General features: G+C 72.8%; 17 protein-coding genes. 12 read left to right on the top strand and 5 right to left on the bottom strand.

The window, feature by feature from the left end; translation table 11 throughout:
- The gene (kstD, locus tag ABTY04_RS24040) at nt 1-1,821 is read right to left on the bottom strand and encodes a 3-oxosteroid 1-dehydrogenase (RefSeq protein WP_352215429.1); all 1,821 of its coding nucleotides are present in this window, start codon (nt 1,819-1,821) and stop codon (nt 1-3) included.
- Between the two features lie 201 nt (nt 1,822-2,022).
- Nucleotides 2,023-3,147 carry an aminoglycoside phosphotransferase family protein gene (locus ABTY04_RS24035; protein ID WP_352215428.1) on the bottom strand — a complete coding sequence of 375 codons (1,125 nt, stop codon included), beginning with the start codon at nt 3,145-3,147 and terminating at the stop codon, nt 2,023-2,025.
- Nucleotides 3,148-3,376: 229 nt separating this feature from the next.
- Between ABTY04_RS24035 and ABTY04_RS24030 the strand changes: the two genes are divergently transcribed.
- A complete protein-coding gene (locus tag ABTY04_RS24030; protein ID WP_352215427.1) occupies nt 3,377-4,858 on the top strand; it encodes a DNA-binding protein NsdB in 1,482 nt (493 codons plus the stop codon).
- A 146-nt stretch (nt 4,859-5,004) separates the two neighbouring features.
- Here the strand turns inward: ABTY04_RS24030 and ABTY04_RS24025 are convergent, their stop codons facing one another.
- Together ABTY04_RS24025 and ABTY04_RS24020 are read right to left on the bottom strand one after the other, a co-directional pair.
- Complete coding sequence (locus ABTY04_RS24025; protein WP_352215426.1) at nt 5,005-6,429, bottom strand: PP2C family protein-serine/threonine phosphatase; 1,425 nt, start codon at nt 6,427-6,429, stop codon at nt 5,005-5,007.
- Nucleotides 6,430-6,648: 219 nt separating this feature from the next.
- The gene (locus ABTY04_RS24020) at nt 6,649-6,897 is read right to left on the bottom strand and encodes an SCO4226 family nickel-binding protein (RefSeq protein ID WP_352215425.1); all 249 of its coding nucleotides are present in this window, start codon (nt 6,895-6,897) and stop codon (nt 6,649-6,651) included.
- Between the two features lie 305 nt (nt 6,898-7,202).
- On the opposite strand from ABTY04_RS24020, the gene ABTY04_RS24015 reads away from it, so the two are divergent.
- From ABTY04_RS24015 to ABTY04_RS24005, 3 genes are all read left to right on the top strand, one after another.
- Complete coding sequence (locus tag ABTY04_RS24015; RefSeq protein WP_352215424.1) at nt 7,203-9,413, top strand: xanthine dehydrogenase family protein molybdopterin-binding subunit; 2,211 nt, start codon at nt 7,203-7,205, stop codon at nt 9,411-9,413.
- Nucleotides 9,414-9,441: 28 nt separating this feature from the next.
- Nucleotides 9,442-9,897, top strand: coding sequence for a (2Fe-2S)-binding protein (locus ABTY04_RS24010; protein WP_352215423.1), 456 nt, complete (start codon nt 9,442-9,444; stop codon nt 9,895-9,897).
- 278 nt (nt 9,898-10,175) lie between these two features.
- Complete coding sequence (locus ABTY04_RS24005; RefSeq protein ID WP_352215422.1) at nt 10,176-11,573, top strand: helix-turn-helix domain-containing protein; 1,398 nt, start codon at nt 10,176-10,178, stop codon at nt 11,571-11,573.
- A 180-nt stretch (nt 11,574-11,753) separates the two neighbouring features.
- Here ABTY04_RS24005 and ABTY04_RS24000 read toward each other — a convergent pair whose 3' ends face one another.
- Complete coding sequence (locus ABTY04_RS24000) at nt 11,754-12,998, bottom strand: helix-turn-helix domain-containing protein (protein ID WP_352215421.1); 1,245 nt, start codon at nt 12,996-12,998, stop codon at nt 11,754-11,756.
- 169 nt (nt 12,999-13,167) lie between these two features.
- Here ABTY04_RS24000 and ABTY04_RS23995 point away from each other — a divergent pair, with 169 nt between their 5' ends.
- The 8 genes from ABTY04_RS23995 to ABTY04_RS23960 all read left to right on the top strand — a co-directional run bounded on the left by ABTY04_RS23995 (nt 13,168) and on the right by ABTY04_RS23960 (nt 21,008).
- Nucleotides 13,168-13,731, top strand: coding sequence for a TetR/AcrR family transcriptional regulator (locus tag ABTY04_RS23995; protein ID WP_352215420.1), 564 nt, complete (start codon nt 13,168-13,170; stop codon nt 13,729-13,731).
- A gap of 44 nt (nt 13,732-13,775) precedes the next feature.
- On the top strand, nt 13,776-14,393 hold the full coding sequence (locus ABTY04_RS23990) for a DUF6461 domain-containing protein (protein WP_352215419.1): 618 nt from the start codon (nt 13,776-13,778) through the stop codon (nt 14,391-14,393).
- 144 nt (nt 14,394-14,537) lie between these two features.
- Complete coding sequence (locus ABTY04_RS23985) at nt 14,538-14,780, top strand: helix-turn-helix domain-containing protein (protein ID WP_352215418.1); 243 nt, start codon at nt 14,538-14,540, stop codon at nt 14,778-14,780.
- 209 nt (nt 14,781-14,989) lie between these two features.
- Entirely contained in the window at nt 14,990-15,394 is a 405-nt protein-coding gene (locus ABTY04_RS23980) for a roadblock/LC7 domain-containing protein (protein WP_352215417.1), read from the top strand.
- Nucleotides 15,391-16,182, top strand: a complete 792-nt coding sequence (locus tag ABTY04_RS23975; protein WP_352215416.1) for a transcriptional regulator — start codon at nt 15,391-15,393, stop codon at nt 16,180-16,182. The genes ABTY04_RS23980 and ABTY04_RS23975 overlap by 4 nt, the downstream gene beginning before the upstream one ends.
- A gap of 110 nt (nt 16,183-16,292) precedes the next feature.
- Nucleotides 16,293-16,706, top strand: coding sequence for a roadblock/LC7 domain-containing protein (locus ABTY04_RS23970; protein ID WP_352215459.1), 414 nt, complete (start codon nt 16,293-16,295; stop codon nt 16,704-16,706).
- 169 nt (nt 16,707-16,875) lie between these two features.
- Nucleotides 16,876-17,250 (top strand): hypothetical protein, encoded by a 375-nt coding sequence (locus ABTY04_RS23965; RefSeq protein WP_352215415.1) that lies wholly within the window; start codon nt 16,876-16,878, stop codon nt 17,248-17,250.
- A gap of 179 nt (nt 17,251-17,429) precedes the next feature.
- On the top strand, nt 17,430-21,008 hold the full coding sequence (locus ABTY04_RS23960; protein ID WP_352215414.1) for a bifunctional glycosyltransferase/CDP-glycerol:glycerophosphate glycerophosphotransferase: 3,579 nt from the start codon (nt 17,430-17,432) through the stop codon (nt 21,006-21,008).
- Nucleotides 21,009-21,140 lie beyond the last annotated feature (132 nt).

The following is a 21,140-nucleotide window of genomic DNA, read 5'->3' as shown; positions in this document are numbered from 1 at the left end:
TCACACGTCCGCGATGTCGTTCGCCGCCACGTAGCCGAACGTCATCGCGGGGCCGATCGTCGAGCCCGCCCCCGCATAGCTGTGGCCCATCACGGCCGCGCTCGCGTTGCCCGCCGCCCACAGGCCCCGGATCACCGAGCCGTCGGGTCGCAGGGCGCGCGCCCTCGCGTCCGTGACGATGCCCCCCTTCGTGCCCAGGTCACCCGGCACGATCTTGAAGGCGTGGAACGGCGGCGCCCAGATCGGGGCGAGACACGAGTTCGGAGTGACCCCCGGGTCCGTGTAGTAGTGGTCGTACGCCGTGTCGCCCCGGTGGAAGTCGGGGTCGCTGCCGTTCCAGGCCTGCGCGTTGAACCGGTTCAGCGTCGCCCGCAGCGCGGCCGCGGGCACCCCGATCTGTCCGGCCAGCGCGTCCCAGGTCCAGGCCTTCTTCGCCGCACCCGCCTCGTACCACGAGTCCGGGAAGACGATCGTCGGCAGGATGTCCTTGAACAGGTACTTGTTGCGGTAGTTCTGGTCCACGATCAGCCAGGCCGGGATGTGCGAGCCGGCCGCCCCCCGGTCCTTCTCGTACATCACGTGCACCACGTCGCTGTACGGGGCCGCCTCGTTGACGAAGCGGGAGCCGTTGCCGTTGACGATCAGCCCGCCCGGCAGGGTGCGTTCGGCGAGGCAGAAGTACGGCTCGCCCGGCAGCGGGATCGACGGACCCCACCAGGCGTCCTCCATCAGCGCCAGTGCCGCACCGGCCCGCTGCCCCGCCCGGATCCCGTCGCCCGTGTTCTCCTTGGCGCCCACCGACCACTGGGTGCCGATCGGCTGCTGCTGGTACTGCGCCCGCATCTCCGCGTTGTGCTCGAAGCCGCCGGTGCCGATGACCACGCCCTTGCGGGCCCGTACGACACCCCGTACGCCCTCCTTCTCCACCACCACACCGGTGACCGCGCCCGCCTCCTGGACCAGGTCGACCAGCGGGCTGTTCAGCCACACCGGCACCCCCGCCCGCATCAGCCCCGCCCGCAGGCCGGCCGCCAGTGCCTGGCCCATCGTCAGCGGCTTCTGCCCGCAGAGGGCGGCCTTGGTGCCGCGCGCCACGCACTCCGCCGACACCGCGAGCCCCCTGGCGTTCACGGCCGCCAGGTTCAGCCACTTGTAGTCCTGGCTGAAGACGACCATGCCGGCCGGAACCGGCATGTACGCCGGGTTCAGACGGGCCAGTTCGGCGCCGAGGACGTTGCCGTCGATCTGGTCGGGCTCGATGGACCGGCCGTTCGCGAGCCCGCCGGGGAGGTTCGGGTAGTAGTCGCTGTACCCGTCCATGTACCGGAAGCGCAGCGGGCTGTTGGCCATCACGAAGTCGAGCATCCGCGGCCCGTTCGCCAGGAAGGCCGCCTGCCGGTCCGCCGGTACGCCGGGCCCGACGACCGCCGAGAGGTACGCCGCCGCCTTCTGCGGGGTGTCCGGCACGCCCGCGGCGAGGATCACCGAGTTGTTCGGCAGCCAGATCCCGGCGCCCGAGCGGGCCGCCGACCCGCCGAAGGTGGGCGCCTTCTCGACCACCAGCACGCTCAGACCCCGCTGGGCGGCGGTGAGCGCGGCGGTCATCCCGGACGCCCCGGACCCGACCACGACGACGTCGTACTCGCCGAGCGGAACCCCCTCCGCGGCGCGGGCGCCGGCCGGCGGCAGCACGGCGGCGGCGAGCACCCCCGCCCCGGCCCCGGCGAGGACCGCGCGGCGGGAGGGGAGGGCAGGGGGACCGGCCGGCTCGGGATCCGGGCGTACGGGACCGGATTTCACGGGTTCGGGGCTTGCGGACATGGGCGGGCTCCAGCGGGGTCGGGAGGGCGGGACGGCGGCTCCAACAATTCTGATGCCGAGTCAGAAAAGGTGTTCGGGGGATCATGTGATGTCAAGGCACGTGCAAGGGTGGCGAGATGGTCCCGAACGCACGAAATCCCGTGGTGAGCACATCGAGTGCGTACACCACGGGATTTTCGTACGGGGTGCGGGCCGCCCGGGTCAGCGGGTCCCGACCGCCGCGCGTACCGCCCTGCGGGCCATGCCGCAGTCGTCGTGCAGGCGCCGCAGCAGCAGCCGCTGCTCCTCACCGCAGGACAGGGCGCCCGCCGGCAGGGGGTGGGCCGGGGCGGTCGCCAGCATCGAGCGCTGGACCGCCGTCTCACACATCCGGATCTCCCGGGTCAGCACCAGCATCAGGTTGACCAGGAAGGCGTCCCGCGAGGCCGGACCGGCCGACTGGGCGAGCCGGCTGATCTGGCTGCGGGCGGCCGGGGCGTCGCCCAGCACCGTCCACAGCGTGGCCAGGTCGTAGCCGGGCAGGTACCAGCCCGCGTGCTCCCAGTCGAGCAGCACCGGCCCGGCCGGGGACAGCAGCAGGTTCGACAGGAGGGCGTCCCCGTGGTTGAACTGCCGCTGCACACCGGCCAGTTTCAGCCCGCACAGCAGCTTCTGGAGGTCACCCAGATCCCGGTCGGTGAGCAGTCCCAGCTCGTGGTACCGCGCCACCCGCTGCGCGTAGTTCAGCGGGTCCCCGAACAGATCGGCCGGCGGACGCCACTGGTTGACCCGGCACACCGCCCCCAGCGCGGCCCGTACGTCGGCCCGGGGCGGAGCCTCCACGGGGTGCCGCTGCAATGCCGCGACCCGGCCCGCCATCCGTTCGACCACCAGCGTGCAGTTCTCGGGGTCCGCGGCGATGAGCCGCGGCACCCGGACCGGCGGGCGGTGCCGGACGAACGTCCGGTACGACGCTATTTCGTGCCGGTACCGCTCGCGCCATTCCGGGGAGTGGTCCAGTAAGACCTTGGCCACGGCGGTCATCCGCCCTGTCGTCCCGACCAGGAGGACCGACCGTCCGCTGCGCCGCAGCACCTGTACCGGCGCGAACTCCGGACAGATCCGCTGCACCGAGGAGAGCGCGGTGCGCAGCTGCGCACCCTGCGGTCCCGAGAGGTCGATTCTTCCGCTGAGCGGCTGTGATCCCGCCCCCGGCATCCGCCGCGCCCGTACGGTGCCCTGCGCCGGTGCCGCCTGGCGGCCGGGGTCTAGGTAGGGGCCGCCGCCCGCCTGGAGCGTGCGGTGCGGCCGGACCGGGGCGGACACGGAGGACGTTGCTGCGTACATGGCGTTACGGATCCCTTCGTGCGCCGACGAGTTGCGTACGCCGCCCCGCCGATCCCGTACTTCACCCTGGGGAGTTCCGCCGGTGACCGGGGCGGGGAGGCGCATTCCTACCTGACACCCGGCCTTGGGTGGCGGACCATCTTGCGTGCCGTGGCGAAGCCTGGCGAATAGTCGCTGGGCAACTGACGGCGGGCTACTGTCAAATCAGCCGAGAACCTGGGGGCTTGACGTGAGCAAAGGTCCAAACACCCGCCTGAACGACTTGTTCGGCCTGGCCGGCTGGTCGAAGGGCGAACTGGCGAGGATGGTCAACCGGCAGGCGGCGGCCATGGGCCACCACCAGCTGGCCACCGACACTTCGCGGGTACGGCGCTGGATCGACATGGGGGAGACCCCGCGCGAGCCGGTGCCCACCGTACTGGCAGCCCTGTTCACCGAGCGGCTCGGTCGTGTCGTGACCATCGAGGACCTCGGGTTCGTACGGCAGCGGCGCACCACGAAACGGCAGCCGGACGGGGCGAAGGAGAACCCCGACGGAATGCCCTGGGCGCCCGAACGCACAGCCGCGGTCCTCACCGAATTCACGGGAATGGACCTCATGCTCAACCGTCGCGGTCTGATGGGCGCGGGTGTCGCGCTCACCGCCGGCTCCGCCCTCACCCATGCCATGAAAGACTGGCTGCACACCGACCCCGCCCCCTCCAAGAACCCCCAGCCGTTCGGCGACTCCTTCCAGGCCGACCCGGCGGGCTACGACCGCTACGAGGCCGCACCCATCGGCTCCCTGGAGATCGAGGCGCTGGAGCGCTCCGTGGAGGTCTTCCGCGCCTGGGACGCCTCCAGGGGCGGTGGACTGCAGCGCAAGGCCGTGGTCGGCCAGCTCAACGAGGTCGGCGGCATGCTCGCCTACCACCACCCCGACCACCTCCAGCGGCGGCTGTGGGGGGTGGCGGCCAACCTGGCGGTGCTGGCGGGCTGGATGTCCCACGACGTGGGTCTCGAACCCACCGCGCAGAAGTACTTCGTCATCGCCGCGCACGCGGCCCGCGAGGGCGGCGACCGGCCGCGGGCCGGCGAGGCGCTGTCGCGGGCCGCGCGCCAGATGGTCCACCTGGGCAAGCCCAACGAGGCCCTGGACCTCATGAAGCTGGCCCAGTCCGGCTCCGGCGAGCAGACCCTGCCCCGTACCCGCGCCATGCTGCACACCATCGAGGCCTGGGCGCAGGCCGCCATGGGCAAGGGGCAGGCGATGCGGCGCACCCTCGGCGAGGCCGAGGACCTGTTCGTGTCGGACAAGGGCGACGTCCCGCCGCCGTCGTGGATGCAGAACTTCGACGAGGCGGACATGCACGGCATGCAGGCCCTGGCCTTCCGCACCCTCGCCGAACACGACCCCACGGCCGCACCGATCGCCCAGCAGCACGCCCGGGAGGCCCTGCGGCTGCGGTCCGGCGGCCACCAGCGTTCGCAGATCTTCGACTACATCTCCATGGCCTCGGCCTGTTTCATCGCCGACGATCCGGAGCAGGCGGACCGCTATGCCCGGCTCGCGCTGGTCTCGATGAACGAGACCTCCTCGCACCGGACCTGGGACCGGCTGCGCGAGATGTACCGGCTGACCGGCCAGTACGCCGGGTACGCGCGCATCGAGGACCTGCGGGCGGAGATCAAGCTGGCCCTGCCGAACAGCCCGACGCAGCGCAGCATCTAGGCCTTGCGCGGGAACTCCGCGCCGGTGTGTCAACAGGCACCGGCATCCGCATCGGCACCCGTACGGAGACGAGAAAGGCCGCGCCTCGTGGCGCGGCCCTGAAGCGGTACCCGTCGCAACAGTGCCCGTCGGCCTGTCGCGGGCGTTCAGCCCCCGACCCTGGCCACCAGCACGCAGGCATCGTCCTCGCGTTCACCCTCACCGAACTCCTCGACCACCATCCGCACGCACTCCTGCGCCGAACGCGCGGCCGTGAAACGCGGCGCGAGGGCCAGCAGCCGCTCGGTGCCGTCCGCCCGGCTGAACTCGATGCCGCTCGGCGTCAGCCCGTCCGTGTGCAGGACGATCACGTCGCCGGGTTCCAGCCGTTCCTCGGCCTGCCCGTACGCCGCCCCGGAGGTCGCGCCCAGCAGTACGCCCTCGGGCGGCTGCAGGGTGCGGCCCGAGCCGCCGCGGAACACCAGCGGGGCCGGATGGCCGGCCTGCGCCCAGGAGAGCATCCGGCACGCGGGATCGTAGCGGCAGCACACGGCCGAGCCGAGGGCCGGCTGTACGGAGGTCTCCAGGAGCTGGTTGAGCCAGCCCATCAGCGGGCCCGGCTCGATCCCGGCCATGGCCATGCCGCGCAGGGCGCCCAGCATCATCGCCATCCCGGAGGTGGCGGTGACCCCGTGCCCGGTGAGGTCGCCGACGGTCAGCAGCGAGCAGCCGTCGGGCAGTTCGAGCGCGTCGTACCAGTCCCCGCCGATCAGCGCGCTGGTCGCCGAGGGCAGGTAGTGCGCGGCGACGTCGAGCGCGCCGGTCGTGTGGTGCGGGAACCGCAGGGAGCCGTGCCACGGGGGGAGCACGGCTTCCTGCAGCTCGACCGCCAGCCGGTGCTCGGTCTGCGCGATCTCCCGCCGGCGCTGCAGCGAGTCACGGGACTCGCGTACGGCGCGCTGGCTTCGGCGCAGTTCACTCACGTCCCGGAGCACGGCCCACATGGAGGCCGTGCAACCGTCGGAGTCGAGTACCGGCTCGCCTCGCATGTGCAGCGTCCGGACGCGGCCGTCGGCCCGGACGATGCGGAACTCGCCGTCGATCGGCTTGCCGTCGACCAGACAGGCCGTCACCATCGAGGTGAGCAGCGGCTGGTCCTCGGAGAAGAGGGTGGAGCCGAGTTCGTCGAGGGAGAGCGGGCCCGCCTCCGGTGACCGCCCGAAGATCTGGAACAGCTCCTCGGACCAGTTGACTTCGTCCGTGAGCAGGTTCCATTCGGCGCTGCCGACGCGGGTCTGCTGGGCCTCGGGCCCGGTCTCGGACGCTCCCTCGGGGAGCTCGTCGAGGTCGGGGACGGGCGGCAGGCCCTCCTTGAGCTGGCCGAGGTGCTCGCGCAGGTCGTCGAGGTGGTGGACGGCGAGGTCGCACAGTGCGCGCTGCCAGCGGCCCTGTGCGTCGTCGTCGTCGACGACGGTGTCGCGGCGCACCGCGTCCACTTCGCCGCGAAGTTGCCGGGTATGCGAGATCAGTGCGTCCACCGACCCTGGTTCGGGCGGCTGCGCGGGACGGTCCGCGAAGAGGTGGGACGGCATGAGAACTCCGATACAGGCGGCGCGGTACGGCCAAGTCTGAAGGAAGGACCGGTTACGACTGTTGCACAGGCGGACACGGCCCGTAAGCCGTTTGGCAACATCCGTAAGGGTCTTGCTTCAGGCATATGCCAAAGGCCTCCCGGCCCCCCCTTGGCCTGTACGAACGATTCCGGTCAGTCCCGGCCTGCCGCGCCGGCGGTTTCCGGCCGCCCCCCGGTGTCACACGCTGATCGGCACCGGGTGGATCTCGCTGGCCGGGTGCCCGGTGCGCTCGTGGATCCGCATCACCGCGTCCGCCGAGGGCGCCTCGGACAAGCAGTAGACCGTGCCGGACGAGGGGTCGGCCCAGGCGCGCTCGAAGTGCACCTTCTCGTCGGCCTCGATGGCCAGGTCCGCCTTGTGGGCGGCCATCAGCTCCGCTTCCGTGATGCCCTTCATGCCGTGGTGGACATCCATGTACATCGTCACCGCCGTACACCTCCTCACATGCTTCGGCGGGTCTCTCCTCCCATCGTCCTCCCGCGGCCGGAAACCGGCCCTCTGGGCGCGGCGGATCGCTCGTACGGTCGAGGTGTACGAGGCCTCGGAGCGGCAGAACCCGCACGCGAGCCGGATCGACACCCCCGTGGACGTACCCCGAACGAAGGACACCATGGGCGGCCGGGGCGACCGCCCGTTTCCCACTCCACCCGGTGATCGCTACTCTACGTGCCGGTAATGATCCGGAGAGGTCCGCGCGCGGGGGCCGGGGCAGGGTTTGGGGAGACAGCGAGATGACCGGGCAGAGCCGCCGCTCCTTCCTCACGTACCTCGTCGCGGCGCCGACGCTCGCCCTCGTCACCCGGGCCGGAGCCGACGCCCTCGCCCCGCAGCCCGCCCACGCCGTGGTCCCGAGCCCGCCCGCCCCGGCCGATCTGGTGGACCTCGGCGACCTGTTCATCCTGGCCGGCGCACCCACTTCGGCGCTGCTGGCGCTCTCCGTGGAGGCGGACGGCGGCATCCGCTTCCGGCTGCCGCGCGAGGAGGTGGGCCAGGGCCTCACCACCGCCGTGGCCATGCTCGTCGCGGAGGAGCTCGACGCGCCGCTGGCCGCCGTGCGCGTGGAACTGGACGACGCCCGGCCCGAGCTGCTGTTCAACCAGCTCACCGGGAGCTCCAACTCCGTCCGCTCGCTCTACGGTCCGGTCCGGCAGACCGCCGCCACCGCCCGCGCCCGCCTGGTCGCGGCCGCCGCCCTCCGGTGGAACCTCGCCGCCTCCTCGCTGACCACGGCGAACGGAGCCGTACGGGCCCCCGACGGCCGCACCGCCGGCTACGGCAGCCTCGCAGCGGCCGCCGCCGACCCCGCCCTGACGGTCCTCGACGCCACCCCGAAGAAGACGGCGAAGCACGCCCTCGTCGGCAGGCCCACCGGCCGGATCGACGCCCGCGCCATGGTGACCGGCGCCCAGCAGTACACCCTCGACCTCGACGTGCCCGGCGCAAAGCCCTGCGTGGTGCGCCGCCCGCCCACCCTCGGCGGCAGCGTCCAGGGCGTCGCCAACCTCGCCGCCGTCCGGGCGATGCCCGGCGTCCTGCACGTGGTCACCGTCCCGACCGGGGTCGCCGTCGTCGCCGAGACCTTCGGCCAGGCCCTCGTCGCCAAGGCCGCCCTCCAGGTCAGCTGGGGTCCCGGCCCCGCCGACCGGCTCTCGGACGAGGAGATCCGCGCCAAGCTGCGCGCCGCCACCCCGCCGCTGCTGGTGCCTCCGCTGCTCACCCCGTACGTGGACGCCGAGTTCGACTTCGCCTTCGTCAGCCACGCGCCCATGGAGACCAACTCCGCGATCGCCGACGTACGGGACGACCGCGCGGAGATCTGGTCCGGGCTCAAGTCCCCGATCGTGGCCTGCGAGACCATCGCCGCCGAACTCGGCCTGCCGCTGGACAAGGTGACCGTGCACGTGGTCCAGGCCGGCGGCTCCTTCGGCCGGCGGCTCTTCTTCGACGCCGCCCTGGAGGCCGCCCGCGTCTCCAAGGCCTGCCGCCGTCCCGTCCGGCTGATGTGGACCCGTGTCGACGACACCCGGCACGGCCGGATGCGCCCCGCCACCCACCACAAGATCCGCGCAACCCACCTGCTCGGCGAGGTGCTCACCTTCGAGCACCGGGTGGCCGCCGCCGAGACCGACTTCCGGCACGGGCTCGGCGAGATCATCACCGCCACCGCCGCCGGCCTGCCGTCCGGCATCGGCAACGCGACGCTCGCCCAGACCCTGTTCCACACCACGATCAAGTCCCCGTACCACTTCGGCCTCACCACCCACGGGCTCAGCGAAGTGCCCACCGGCATCCCGACCGGCTCGTGGCGCTCCGTGTACTCCGCCAACACCCGCGGCGCCGAGGAGATCGTCGTCGACGAACTGGCCGCGCGGACCGGCAAGGACCCGTACCGGTTCCGGCGCACGTTCCTCAAGACCGACGCCCAGCGCGCGGTGCTCGACAAGGCGGCCACCGAGGGGGAGTGGGGGCGGCCGATGCCGGCGGGCTGCGCGCAGGGCATCGCCTTCCACGAGGAGTACAAGTCCCGCACCGCCTGCCTGGTCGAGATCGACACCCGCGACCCGGAGCACGTCCGCGTCACCAAGGCCGTCATCGCGGTCGACGTGGGCCTGCCCGTCAACCCGCGCGGACTGGAGGCCCAGATGATCGGCGGCCTCACCGACGCGATCTCCACCACCCTCAAGGCCGGGCTGCACCTGGACAAGGGGCTGCCGCTGGAAGGCAGTTACAGCCAGTTCCACTGGGCCCGGCAGCGTGACACCCCGCGCGACGTACGGGTCTTCGTGCTGCCCGCCACCGGCGAGGAGCCGGGCGGCGCGGGCGAACTCGGCGTACCCGCCGCGGTGGGCGCCATCGCCAATGCCTGGGCCCGGGCCACCGGGAGCAGGCCGCGCTCCTTCCCCCTCGACTTCGACGTCGACTTCACCCCGTACCCCCGCTAGCCGGCAGTCGAGTTCAGGAGAATCCGCCGTGCCCTCGCACACCTTCACCGTCAACGGCCGGAGCGTCACCGTGGACGCGCCCGACGATCTGCCCCTGCTGTGGGTGCTCCGCGACATGCTGGGCGTCCGCGGCCCCAAGTACGGCTGCGGCGTGGACGTCTGCAAGGCCTGCACCAGCCATGTCGACGGGTCGGACGTCCGTCCGTGCGTGGTCCCCGTCTCCGCGTGCGCCGGGAAGACCGTGACCACCATCGAGGGGCTGGCGAACGGGGACGAGCTGCATCCCGTGCAGGAGGCCTGGCTCGAACAGGACGTCGCCCAGTGCGGTTTCTGCCAGCCCGGCCAGATCATGGCCGCCGTCGCCCTCCTGAAGCGCACCCGCACGCCCACGGACGAGGACATCGACGCCATCGCCAACATCTGCCGCTGCGGCACCTACTTCCGCATCCGGGAGGCCATCCGCAGCGCGGCCGCGCGGATGTGAACGAGAGGGGCCCCGGCGACTCCCCCGTCGATCCCGGGGCCCGACCGCTCATGGTCAAACCTAGGCGGACGGTGGTCGGTTCGCAGGGTCCGCCCTGCCCAGTGACCGGGCGAGACGGGTTTCACTGCGCACAGTGTGCGCCCGGTGGTTGAATGCGACGGCGTGCCCCGGACCGAAGGGAACCTCCCATTTCGCATCCTCCCGCCCAGCCGCCGGCACCCGCGGCAGCGCCCCCGCCCGCGGACCGGTCCCGCAGCCGGTCCGAGGACGTCCTCAAGATGCACCGGCTCGCCCACTCCGGCGGCTCGGCCGCGCTGTTGCAGTGGCTCGCCGCCCGGCTGGGCGGCTGGACCGGCGTGGTGGACGCCGAGGGGACGGCGGGTCCGGAGCTCGCCGTCCGCGGGGCCACGGAGCTGCAGGCCCGGGGCGTACGGTCGGCCGTACTGCACGGCGAGAGCTCGGCCGCGCTGCTGTTCGCCCTGGACGAGAACCGTGCGCTGGCCGCCGTACTGGACCTGCCTCACCACCCGGGAGCGTCCGCGCTGCTCGCCGACGCCGCCGCGGCTCTGGCACTCGTCCTGCGCGCGGAGGAGGCCGAGCGGCGCGAGGAGCGGGCCGAGCTCGCCGAATCGCGGGCGCGCGAGGCCGTCCTGCACCTGCTGATGAACGGCCGGCTCTCCACCGCCCACCAGATCGCCGAGGCGCTCTGCCCCTCGCTGCCCGAGCCGATGCGGATGTACGTCGTGGAATGCCGGGCCGGGGAGCGGGGCGAGGTGGCCCGGGTCTGCGAGGAGCTGACGGGCTGCCGGGCCTGGATCGTGCGCTGCCCGGTGTACGTGCGCCACCTCCTCGTCCTGGTGCCCGCCAACCTCGCGGCGGCCTCGGGCGAGCACGATCCGCTGGCCGAGGCGCTGGTGGGGGCGGCCCGGGACCGCGCGGTGGGGGTCAGCGGGCAACTGCGGCTGCGGGAGGCCCCCGCTGCCTACACACAGGCCTTCCACGCCCTGGCCGTCGCCCGCGGCCGCGCCGCGCGGTACGCCCGCTTCGGTCCCGGGCCCGAGCTGGAGCTGGTCGCCCACACGGCCGGGACCGGCTGGGCCGAGGCCCTGCTCACGCCCCTGCACACGTACGAGCCCCGGCGCCCCCAGGACCCCGGCGCACAGGAGCTGCGGGCCACTGCCCACGCGTGGCTGAACTTCAGCTCGCACGCGACCCGGCTGCTGAAGATCCACCGCAACACCCTGGCCACCCGGCTGCGCCTGGTCGAGTCGCTGCTCGGCACGGACCTCGCGCGGCTCCCCGAGCAGGCGGCGCTCTCGCTCGCGCTGCGGCTGACCCCGGGCGGTTCGGGCGCCGCCGCCCGGGCCTGCGGTCCGGCCGATCTGGACGGCGTGCTGCGCCACCCAGACCTGGCGGCCTGGGCCCGTGCGCATCTGGCGCCGCTGACCGGGCGGGACGCCCCGCCCGGTGCGCGCGAGACCGTACGGACCTGGCTGCGGCACGACGCGCACCTGGTCCCGGCGGCGGCCGCGCTCGGCATCTCGGTGCCGGGTACGCGCAAGCGGCTGACCCGGATCGAGACCCTGCTGGAGCGTTCGCTGCTCCAGTCGCCCAGCGCCCGGCACGACCTGTGGCTGGCTCACCGGGCCGAGGAACTGGCCGGGTTCACGGCATGACGCAGCCCCAAAAGGGGGCAAAATGCATGACGCGCTCCGGCTGAAGGCGCGGCTGCTGTTCACGCCGGGGGGGGCGCGGTGATCGACGTGCCGTACCTGCTGGAGTCGGCCCGGCCGGCCGCACCGGCCGCACCGGCCGCACCGGCGGAGTCGACGACGGCGTGATCCGGGCCCCGCCGGTCAGCCGCTGCGGCGCGGGGCCCGGCCGGCCGGTTTCGGGCCCGGTGCGGCCGGCTCCGCCGCGGCCTGCTGGAGCACCGCCGCATGGGCCAGCGCCAGCTCCACCACGTGCGCCGGGTCGGACAGCGTGCGGCCGGTCAGCTGCTCCAGCCGCCGCAGCCGGTTCGAAACGGTGTTGCGGTGGCAGTACAGCTGCTGGGCGGCGTACGTCGTCGAGCCTCGGCAGGTCAGCCACGTGCCCAGCGTCGTCAGCAGCACCCTGCGGTCCTCCGCGGGCAGCGCCAGCACCGGGCCCAGCACCACCTGCCGCAGCCGGCCCGCGAGTTCGGCCTGGGAGGCGACCAGCGCCGTCGGCAGCCGTTCGTCCAGCAGGGCGGTGCACGGACCGCCGGACGCCGGGGCGGTGCGCAGCGCCAGCGCGGCCAGCCAGCGCGCCCGGGCCAGGTCCCCGGGGGTCTGCACGACCGGGCTGACCCCGGCCCGGGCTCTGAGCGGGCCGAGCAGCTCCCGTACGGACTCCAGCGGATGGTGCCCCAGTTCCACCAGCCCGGTCTCCCCGTCGGCGCGGATCCGCCACAGCACGCGCAGGCCGCCCGCGGCCGGCTCGCCCGGGCCTCCTGCACCTCCCGCGCCTCCTGCGCCTCCCGCGCCTCCCGGGCCGAGCACGACGACCGTGAACCGGCCGCGCTCCGGAAGCCCCAGCTGGGCCGCCGCCTCCGAGGCCGCGGGCCCGTCCGACGGTCCCGCGCCGTCGAGCAGCGCGTCCAGGAGGGCCGCCCGGCGCTCCCGGTCGCGGTCGCAGCGCGCGGCCTCCGTACGGCGGTAGGCATCGGCCACCGCGTCCGTCAGCTGGTCCAGTACGTCCCACAGCACGGCCGCGGCGGGCAGCATCCGGGGCAGCGCCGCCGGGTCGTGCGCGGCCACCGCCTCCGTGAGGGTCTGCCACACCAGTCGGCCGCCGCGCCGGTAGGTGCGCAGCAGCGAGGCGAGCGGCAGGCCCTGTTCCGCCCGGAGCGTGCCGGTGGCCCGGGCGTCGGCGAGTTCCACGGGCAGCCCGCGGATGCTCCGCACCAGGCCCTCGACGGCCTGCCGGAGGTTGTGGTGGATCCGCTCGCGCAGCTCGGCCCGGCCGAGCAGGGCGGCGTACGCGGGATCCTCGGCCAGTGTCCGGTCGGCGAGGCGGTCCGCCGCCACGGTGATCCGGCGGGACAGGTCCTCTCGTATCTCCTCGATGATCCGCTCCATGACGGGCAGAGTGACACGTGGGAGGGGGCGGTGGGGAGGGCCCGGAGCATGCCGTGTCCGCTAGCGTGTCCGAATCACTGCATGTGGAGTGGCGATCTGCCGTGCTCCGCAGACCGCAGACCCGCAGACCCGCACACTCGCACGCCCGCAGACCCTCAGGGAACCGCCCATGCGCCAGAACCCGGAGCGCCGCGCCGCGCTCCTCGACGCCGCGATCGAAGTCCTGGCCCGCGAGGGCTCGCGGGGGCTGACCCTGCGGGCGGTGGACACCGAGGCGGGCGTGCCGGCCGGCACCGCCTCGAACTACTTCGCCAACCGCGCCCAGTTGCTCGTGCAGATCCTGCACCGCTCCCGGGAGCGGCTGGTCCCAGATCCGTCCGACCTGGCCGGCCCGCTGGACACCAAGGTGCTGCTCGGGCAGCTCCTGGAGCGGATGCGACGCGAGCGCAGCGTGCACATCGCCATGCTGGAGCTGCGCCTGGAGGGCATCCGGCGCCCCGAACTCCAGGCGGAGCTGACCGCCTTCCAGGGGGCCGAGCTGGAGACGAACGTGGCCTGGCACCTGGAGGCCGGGCTGCCGGGGGACCGGCAGGGCGTGGTGCTCCTGTACCTGGCGATGCTCGGCCTGATCGTGGACGACCTGACCGTGCCGGCACTGCTCGCGCCCCATTCAGTGGAGGGGCTCATCGAGACGATGGTCGAGCGCCTCCTCCCGGAGCGCCCCGCGCACTGACTATCGTGCCGCTGGGCAGTACCGCACGATGCGCGGAGGAGACCATGGAGATGACCGGGGGCTCGGGCAACGGCATCCAGTGGCTGGCGGACTGGGACGGCTGGTACGTCGGCCTCACCTTCGCCCGGGGCATACCCCCCGGGGAACTCGCGCTGCGCCTCGGCGCGCTGCCGGGCATACGGCCCGGCCCGTTGGGCGCGACGGACGCCTGGAGCATGGTCACCGAGACGATGGACGGCGACGGCGTGGCCCGCGTCGGCAGCTGGGGCGGCTGGTCGTTCGCCGTCGAGCACGGCATGCCGGCGGGGGCGGAGCGGCTGGCCGAGGTCTCCCGGTCCGGCATCGAGGCCGTTCACCTCGACCCGCAGCCGGACCATCCGCCCAAGCAGTTCGCGTACGCCAGGGACGGTGAGCTGGTGTGCTGCTTCGGCCTCGGTGAGGAGGGCTGGCGCGGCGGCCACCGGCCGGACTTCCTGCTCAAGGAGCTGGTCGCGGCCCGGATCCTCGCCCCGGACGGCACCCACGCGGGCCCCGGGGACGAACCCTGCGCGGAGCGCGACCGCCGCACCCTCGCCGTCCTGGAGCACCGCTTCGCCCTGTCCCTGCCGCGCCGCCTGATCGAGGACACCCCGCTCCCGGCGTTCGTGACGTGCACGCAGTAGGGCACGGGAGGGACGGCGGGCCGCCGGGCGCGGGGCAGGGCGTGGTGATCTTATGTCCGGACGTGCGCGAGTCAGCTGGGAATGCGGGCGGCGAGCGACTTTCATGGGGGTGCCATGACTCGTACCGGAGCAGGGGGAGCACGCATGGGCACCGAAGGCAGCCGGAAGGACAGCGCACCCACCCTGATCGGTTCCGTGCAGCGGGCGCTGCGCCTCGTGGAGGCGATGTACGCCGAAGGCGGGGCGACGGCGAAACGGCTCGCGCGCGTCACCGGCATTCCGCTGCCCACCGTGTACCACCTGCTGCGGACCCTCAGCCACGAGGGGTACGTCGAGCGCGAGGGCGGCGCCTTCCGGCTGGCGGACGATCTTCCGCTTGCGTTGTGAGCTCCCGTGCGCCCTCGTGCCCGATCGGCAGCCGTGATCAACATTCGTGATCAGAAGTCGACGTGTTCCGGCCAAGCTGTCGCGCGGTTCTGTGCATGTTCCCGCGGAAAATGCCAGAAGCCCCTTCCGTGCTGTGGAACCTGAGTAAGTTCCCTCCTGTCGCGCCGTAGACCGTGCACCTCGCACGTCTGGCCGGGAGGGGAGCCCGCGTGCCCGGGATCGACGAATGCCTGCTCGAAGCCATGGCCCTGCCTGGTGCGCGGGGGGCCGCGCTGGTCGACTGGAGCAGCGGACTGGCCCTCGGCACCGCCGGGGACTCGCCGGTCGGCGACCACGAGACCACCGCCGCCGAGACCGCCGAGCTGGCCCGGGCGGCCGCCGAGTACGAGTCCTTCGCCCAGCCGGCGCCGGACTCCGCACCGGGTGAGGTCTTAGGCCAGCCCGTGGAGGATCTGATCGTCACCACGCGCACCGGCTACCACGTCCTCCGCTTCGTCGAGACCAGCTTCGACAGCAGCATCTTCCTCCACCTGTGGCTGGACCGCGCCGACGGAAACCTCGCCCTCGCCCGGCACAGACTCCGCGCCCTCGCCGAGGAGCTGGTCCTCAGATGACCGGCACCCAGGTCGGCGGCTTCTCCGCCGTCGCGATATCCCCCCTGCTCAACCGGCTCGCCGCCGAGCGCGCCACCGGCGCCCTGCTCCGCGACCGCGGCACCCTCTTCCTGGAGGACGGCCGCGTCGTCCACGCCGAGAGCCCGGCCACCCCCGGCCTCGACGTACTGCTCACCACCGGTGGCGGCCTCGCGCCCGAGCGCTGGCGCGAGGCCGTGGACCAGGCCGGTGCCCGCCGCCAGGTCGCCCGCTTCCTCGTGGACAGCGGCGGTCTCACCGGGGGCGAACTGGAGATCTGCCATCTCGCCGCCATATTCGACGCCGCCTTCTTCGCCCTGTCCCCGGGCACCGGGCCCTCCCGGTTCCGCCGCGGGGCAACCCACTGGATCGGCTCCGTCCGCTCGGTCCCGGCCGCCGCCGTGGAGCGGGAGACCCGGCGCCGGCGGGAGCTGCTCGACGCGGTGTGGCCGTACCCGCTGCTGGACACCTCCCCCGTGGTGCCCCGGGCCGCCGCTCCCGGCCAGACCGTCACCACCCGCCAGCGGATGCTGCTGGCCCGGGCGGACGGCGTACGGACCCCTGCGGACCTCGCGTGGCTGCTGGGCCGCCCCGCGTTCCACACACTGCTCGACGTACGGCGCCTCGCGGCGGCGGGACTGGTCGAGACCCCCCACGCTCCGGTCCCGGCACCGGTCGAAACACCCCTGCCCGACTGGATGACCCAGAACCAATCCCCGGACGTGGCGCTGCTTCGCCGGTTACGCGACGCACTGGAGGCAAGCCTGTGAGGCTCCCGCTGCGACCGGCACTGCGCTCCGAGCGCGCCGACCGCCCCGAGCGCGACGACCGCTCCGAGCGGAGGCTGCCCGAAAGGAGAAGGGCCGACATGAGCACGGTGATGGTGCCCGCCGAGGCCGAAGCCGACATACTCGCCGAGCTCTGCAGGCTGCGCGCCCGGGTCCCCCAGCTCACCGGCGCCCTCGTCGGCAGCGCCGACGGCCTGGTGCTCGCGCAGGACAGCGCCGCCACGGAGGTGGAGGCTGTGGCGGCGCTGACCGCGGCCGCCCTCGGGGTGGCCCAGCGGCTCAGCGACAGCACCGGCCAGGGCGGATTCCGCGAGCTGCTGGTACGTGGCGAACACGGATACGTGGCCACCTACGCGGCCGGGGACGCGGCCGTCCTCACCCTGATCGCGGAGACCCGCGTCAACGTCGGCCGGCTCCACCTGGAGGCCCGCCGCTCCAGCCTCCGGATAGCGGAGCTCATCGACCACGTCCTCGGTCGCCGCGGCCCCGAGGTCCCGTCGTCCTGAGCCGTCCGGCGGCCTGTTGAACCCCCACCCGTACACAACCCGTACGCCACCGGTACCTGCACGTCCGTGTCCGTACAGGCATGGCCGTACAGGCCGGTGCACATCAGTACAGATCAGCACGGATCAGTACAGACCATCAGGAATCCTGGAAAAGAAAGAGGAACCACTCATGGCCAACGTGGAAACCGCACTCAAGGAAGCCACCGCCACCATCGACGGCGCGATCGGTGCCGCCCTGGTCGACTACGACAGCGGTATGGCCCTGGGCACCATCGGCGGAGGCAAGGAACTCGACCTCTCGGTGGCCGCGGCGGGCAACACCGACGTGGTCCGGGCCAAGGTCCGCACCATGGACATGCTCGGCCTGAAGGAGGAGATCGAGGACATCCTGATCACCCTCGGGAGCCAGTACCACCTGATCCGGCTGCTGAAGGGACGAGGGAGCAAGGGCTTCTTCCTCTACCTCGCGCTCGACCGCGGCCGGGCGAACCTCGCGATGGCCCGGCACCAGCTCAAGAAGATCGAGGCTGAGCTCGAAGTCTGAGCAAACGTTCGGTCCGACCCCGACGCCGAGGTGGCGGGCGGCTGAATTCTTTGCCGTCCGCCCAGGGATACAAGGGCCATATGTCCAGGATGGGGGGACTTTATCATCCCGTTACCGAGTAGGATGCTCTCATCACCTGATCATCGAAATAGCTTGAAACGCTGGAGAACCTGCAACCCATGCCCCCGCGCCTGAGCATCGTCGTCCCCGTCTACAACGTCGAGCTCTATCTCGACGAGTGCCTGGAGTCCATTGCCGCCCAGACGTTCGCCGACTTCGAGTGCATCCTCGTCGACGACGGGTCCACCGACACCAGCGCCGTCATCGCCAAGGCCTTCGCCGCGCGGGACAAGCGTTTCCGGGTCGTCATGCAGGAGAACGCCGGACTCGGCGCCGCCCGCAACGTGGGCGCCCGCCACGCCTCCAAGGACAGCGAGTACCTGGCCTTCGTCGACAGTGACGACACGATGCCGGACTACGCCTACGAGCGCCTGATCGCGGCCCTCGACGAGACCGGCTCGGACTTCGCCGGCGGCAACGTGAAGCGCTTCCGCTCCGTCGGCATGCAGCAGTCCTGGGGTCACCGGGCCGCCTTCGCCAAGACCCAGCTGAAGACCCACATCTCCAAGTTCCCGGCGCTGGTCACCGACCGCACCGCGTGGAACAAGGTCTACCGGCGCACCTTCTGGGACGAGCACGGCTTCCAGTACCCGGAGGGCATCCTCTACGAGGACGCCCCCGTCAGCATCCCCGCGCACTACTTCGCCTCCAGCGTCGACATCATCAGCGACTGCGTCTACCACTGGCGCGTCCGCGAGACCGGCGAGCGCTCGATCACCCAGCGCTCCACCGACCCGGTCTCCCTGATCGACCGCGTGACCTCGGTCCGCCTGGTCCGCGAGTCCCTCAAGGCCAAGGAGGGCGCCAAGTACGCCCGCTACCTGCGCGACTACGACTACAACGTGCTGAGCGAGGAACTCCCGCTCATCTACAAGTACGTCGGTGAGGGCGGCGCCGACTTCCGTGCCGCGTTCGTCAAGGAGGTCGGGGGGCTCATCGGCGAGATCGGCACCGGCCCGTGGTCCGACCTGACCGTCGCCGACCGCCTCAAGGCGTACCTGGCCCGCGAAGGCCGCGTCGAGGACTTCATCGCCCTCACGGACCACCAGCGCGACTACTCCTACAGCGTGCCCGTCAAGGGACTGGCCCGCCCGCAGGCCGACTACCCCTTCCTGCACGGCCGTCCGCCCGTCCCCGCCAAGATCCTCACCCTCGGCCCGCGCGAGCGCCGCGTCGTCAGCCGCCTCGAACAGGCCGTCTGGAGCGACGGCAAGCTGCTGCTGCGCGGCTACGCCCTGCCCGGCCACCTCGGCGCGGAGAGCCGCCTCGGCTCGCGCAAGATGCTGGTCTTCCGCGAGGGCGGCAAGCGCCGCCGCACCGTCGTCAGCGCCCGCACGGTCGCCTCCCCGATGGCCACCGTCAACTCCCCGCACCTCGCACTGCGGCACGCCGACTGGGCCGGCTTCACCGCCGTCGTCGACCCCACCGCCTTCCAGACCGGAGGCAAGTGGAACGACGGCATATGGACCACCTCCGTCGCCGTCACCGGCGCCGGCGGCCTGCACCGCGCCCGGCTCAGGGGCGGCGAGTCCGACAGCGGGCAGAACCCGCCCGCCCACTGGGTGGCACCGGACGTCCGCATCGTCCCGAACTCCCAGGGCGCCCTCACCATCCAGGTGGAGGTCGTCCGCGCCCGCGCCCTGGACGTGCGCCCGGCCGGTGACGACGCCGTCGAGATCGTCGGCGAGCTCGCCGCCCGGATCGGCACCGGCGCGACCCTGCGCGCCGAGCACGTCTCCACCGCCACCGTCCTCACCTTCCCGGTCGAGACCGCCGCCGGCAGCGCCGACCGGGTCCCGTTCACCGTGCGCGTACCGCTGGCCGACCTGGCCGCCGTACCGGACGCCGCGTGCGAGCCCGGCGAGTGGACCCCCGAGCCGTGGGCCCTGACGGTGGTCGGCGCCGACGGCTCCGAGCACCGGCTCGCGCACGACGAGCGCGGCGGCTTCGCCGGCCTGGTCGTGCCGCTGACGGGCGGGGACACCGGCCGCGCCCTCTTCGCCAAGCGCGGCAACACCGGACACCTGACCCTCTCGGTGCAGCCCTCGCCGCCGCTGGTCGACTCGGTCGCCACCCAGGACGGGACCATCACCCTCAAGGGCCGGTTCGTCGCACCCACCGACGAGGCGTACGAGCTGGTCCTGCACGACGCGCACGGCACCGAGTTCAGCTACCCCGTCACCCGCGACGGCGACCGCTTCGAGTCCGTCTTCGAGCCCGTGCTCCCCGAGGCCTACGCCGGCCGCACCACGCTGCCCAAGGGCCGCTGGTGGCCCACCATGCGCCCGGTCGCCCAGGGCGGCACCACCGCGGGCCTGCTCGGCGTCGACCGCGGCGCCCCGGTGCAGTTCGCGCCCACCGCCCTGCACGCCGGCCCCCACGCCCTCACCGTCGAAGGCCGCCGGATGCGGGTCGAGGCCCGCTTCTACGACCGCATGGTGCTCGTCGCCGACCCGCTGCTCAGCCCGCGCGACCGGTCCCGGTACACGCAGCGCGCAATCCGGTTCGAGACGTACCCGGCGCAGCGCGCCCTGCCGGTCAAGGACATCGCCGTCTACGACACCTTCCAGGGCAACGGCGCGGGCGACTCGCCCCGCGCCATCCACGAGGAGCTGGTGCGGCGCGGCGAGAAGCTGGACCACGTCTGGCTCGTCCAGGACGGCCGCGCCGAGGTCCCCGCGACCGCCCGCGCCGTCCAGTACGACAGCGTCGAGGCCTGGGACGCCCTCGCCCGGGCCCGCTACTACGTCGTGAACGACAACGTGCCGGGGCGCTTCCAGCGCCGCGCCGGCCAGATCGTCGTCCAGACCTGGCACGGCACGCCGATCAAGGAGATCGGCCACGACTTCATCCACGACTACTACACGAGCCCCGAGATCCTGGAGGGGCTGGAGCACGACAGTGCCCAGTGGTCCCTGCTCGCCTCCCCGAGCTCGTACGCGACGCCGCTCCTCAAGCGGGCCCTCGGCTACGACGGCGAGGTCATCGAGTCCGGAAGCCCGCGCGCGGACGCGCTCGTCAAGCCCGACCCGCAGCGGATCGCCGAGGTCCGCCGCCGGCTCGGCCTGCCCGAGGGCAAGAAGGTCGTCCTCTACATGCCGACCTGGCGCGAGAACCGCGAGGGCTGGTCGGGCGGCTACAAGCTCGACCTCCAGATCGACCTGGACGCGGCGCGGCGCGAGCTCGGCGAGGACCACGTCCTGCTGGTCCGCGGCCACCACCACGTGACCGAGCAGGTCCGGGACGAGGTCCGCGACGGCTTTGTGGTCGACGTGTCCCGCTGGCCCGACGCGACGGACCTGCTGCTCGTCGCCGACGTGCTGATCTCGGACTACTCCTCGGCGCTGTTCGACTTCGCGCTCACCGACCGGCCGATCCTGCTCTTCACGTACGACCTGGAGCACTACCGGACCACGCTGCGCGGCTTCAACTTCGACCTGGCGGAGAAGGCGCCCGGCCCGCTGCTGGCGGACTCGGCGAGCCTGATCGAGGCCGTGCGGGGCGCGGACGCGATCGGGGCGGAGTACAAGGAGGCGCGGGCCGCGTTCCGCGCCGAGTTCTGTGACCTCGACGACGGCGGTGCCACCGGGCGCGTCGTCGACCGGATGCTCGGCATGGCGGCCAAGCCCGCGGTGTAAGCCGTAGGAGTGCATTCAGGACGCGTTGCCGACCGGCCCCGGGCCCACCGATGAATTTCGGGCCCGGGGCCGGTCTGTATGGGAGCGGGACGGTGACCCGCCCGCACGTACTCGACCGCGCACCCGCCTGGA

Origin of the sequence: Streptomyces sp. NPDC097981 (assembly GCF_040302565.1) — a bacterium.
Taxonomy (GTDB): Bacteria; Actinomycetota; Actinomycetes; order Streptomycetales; family Streptomycetaceae; genus Streptomyces.
This window is presented reverse-complemented; position numbering and strand designations above follow the sequence as displayed.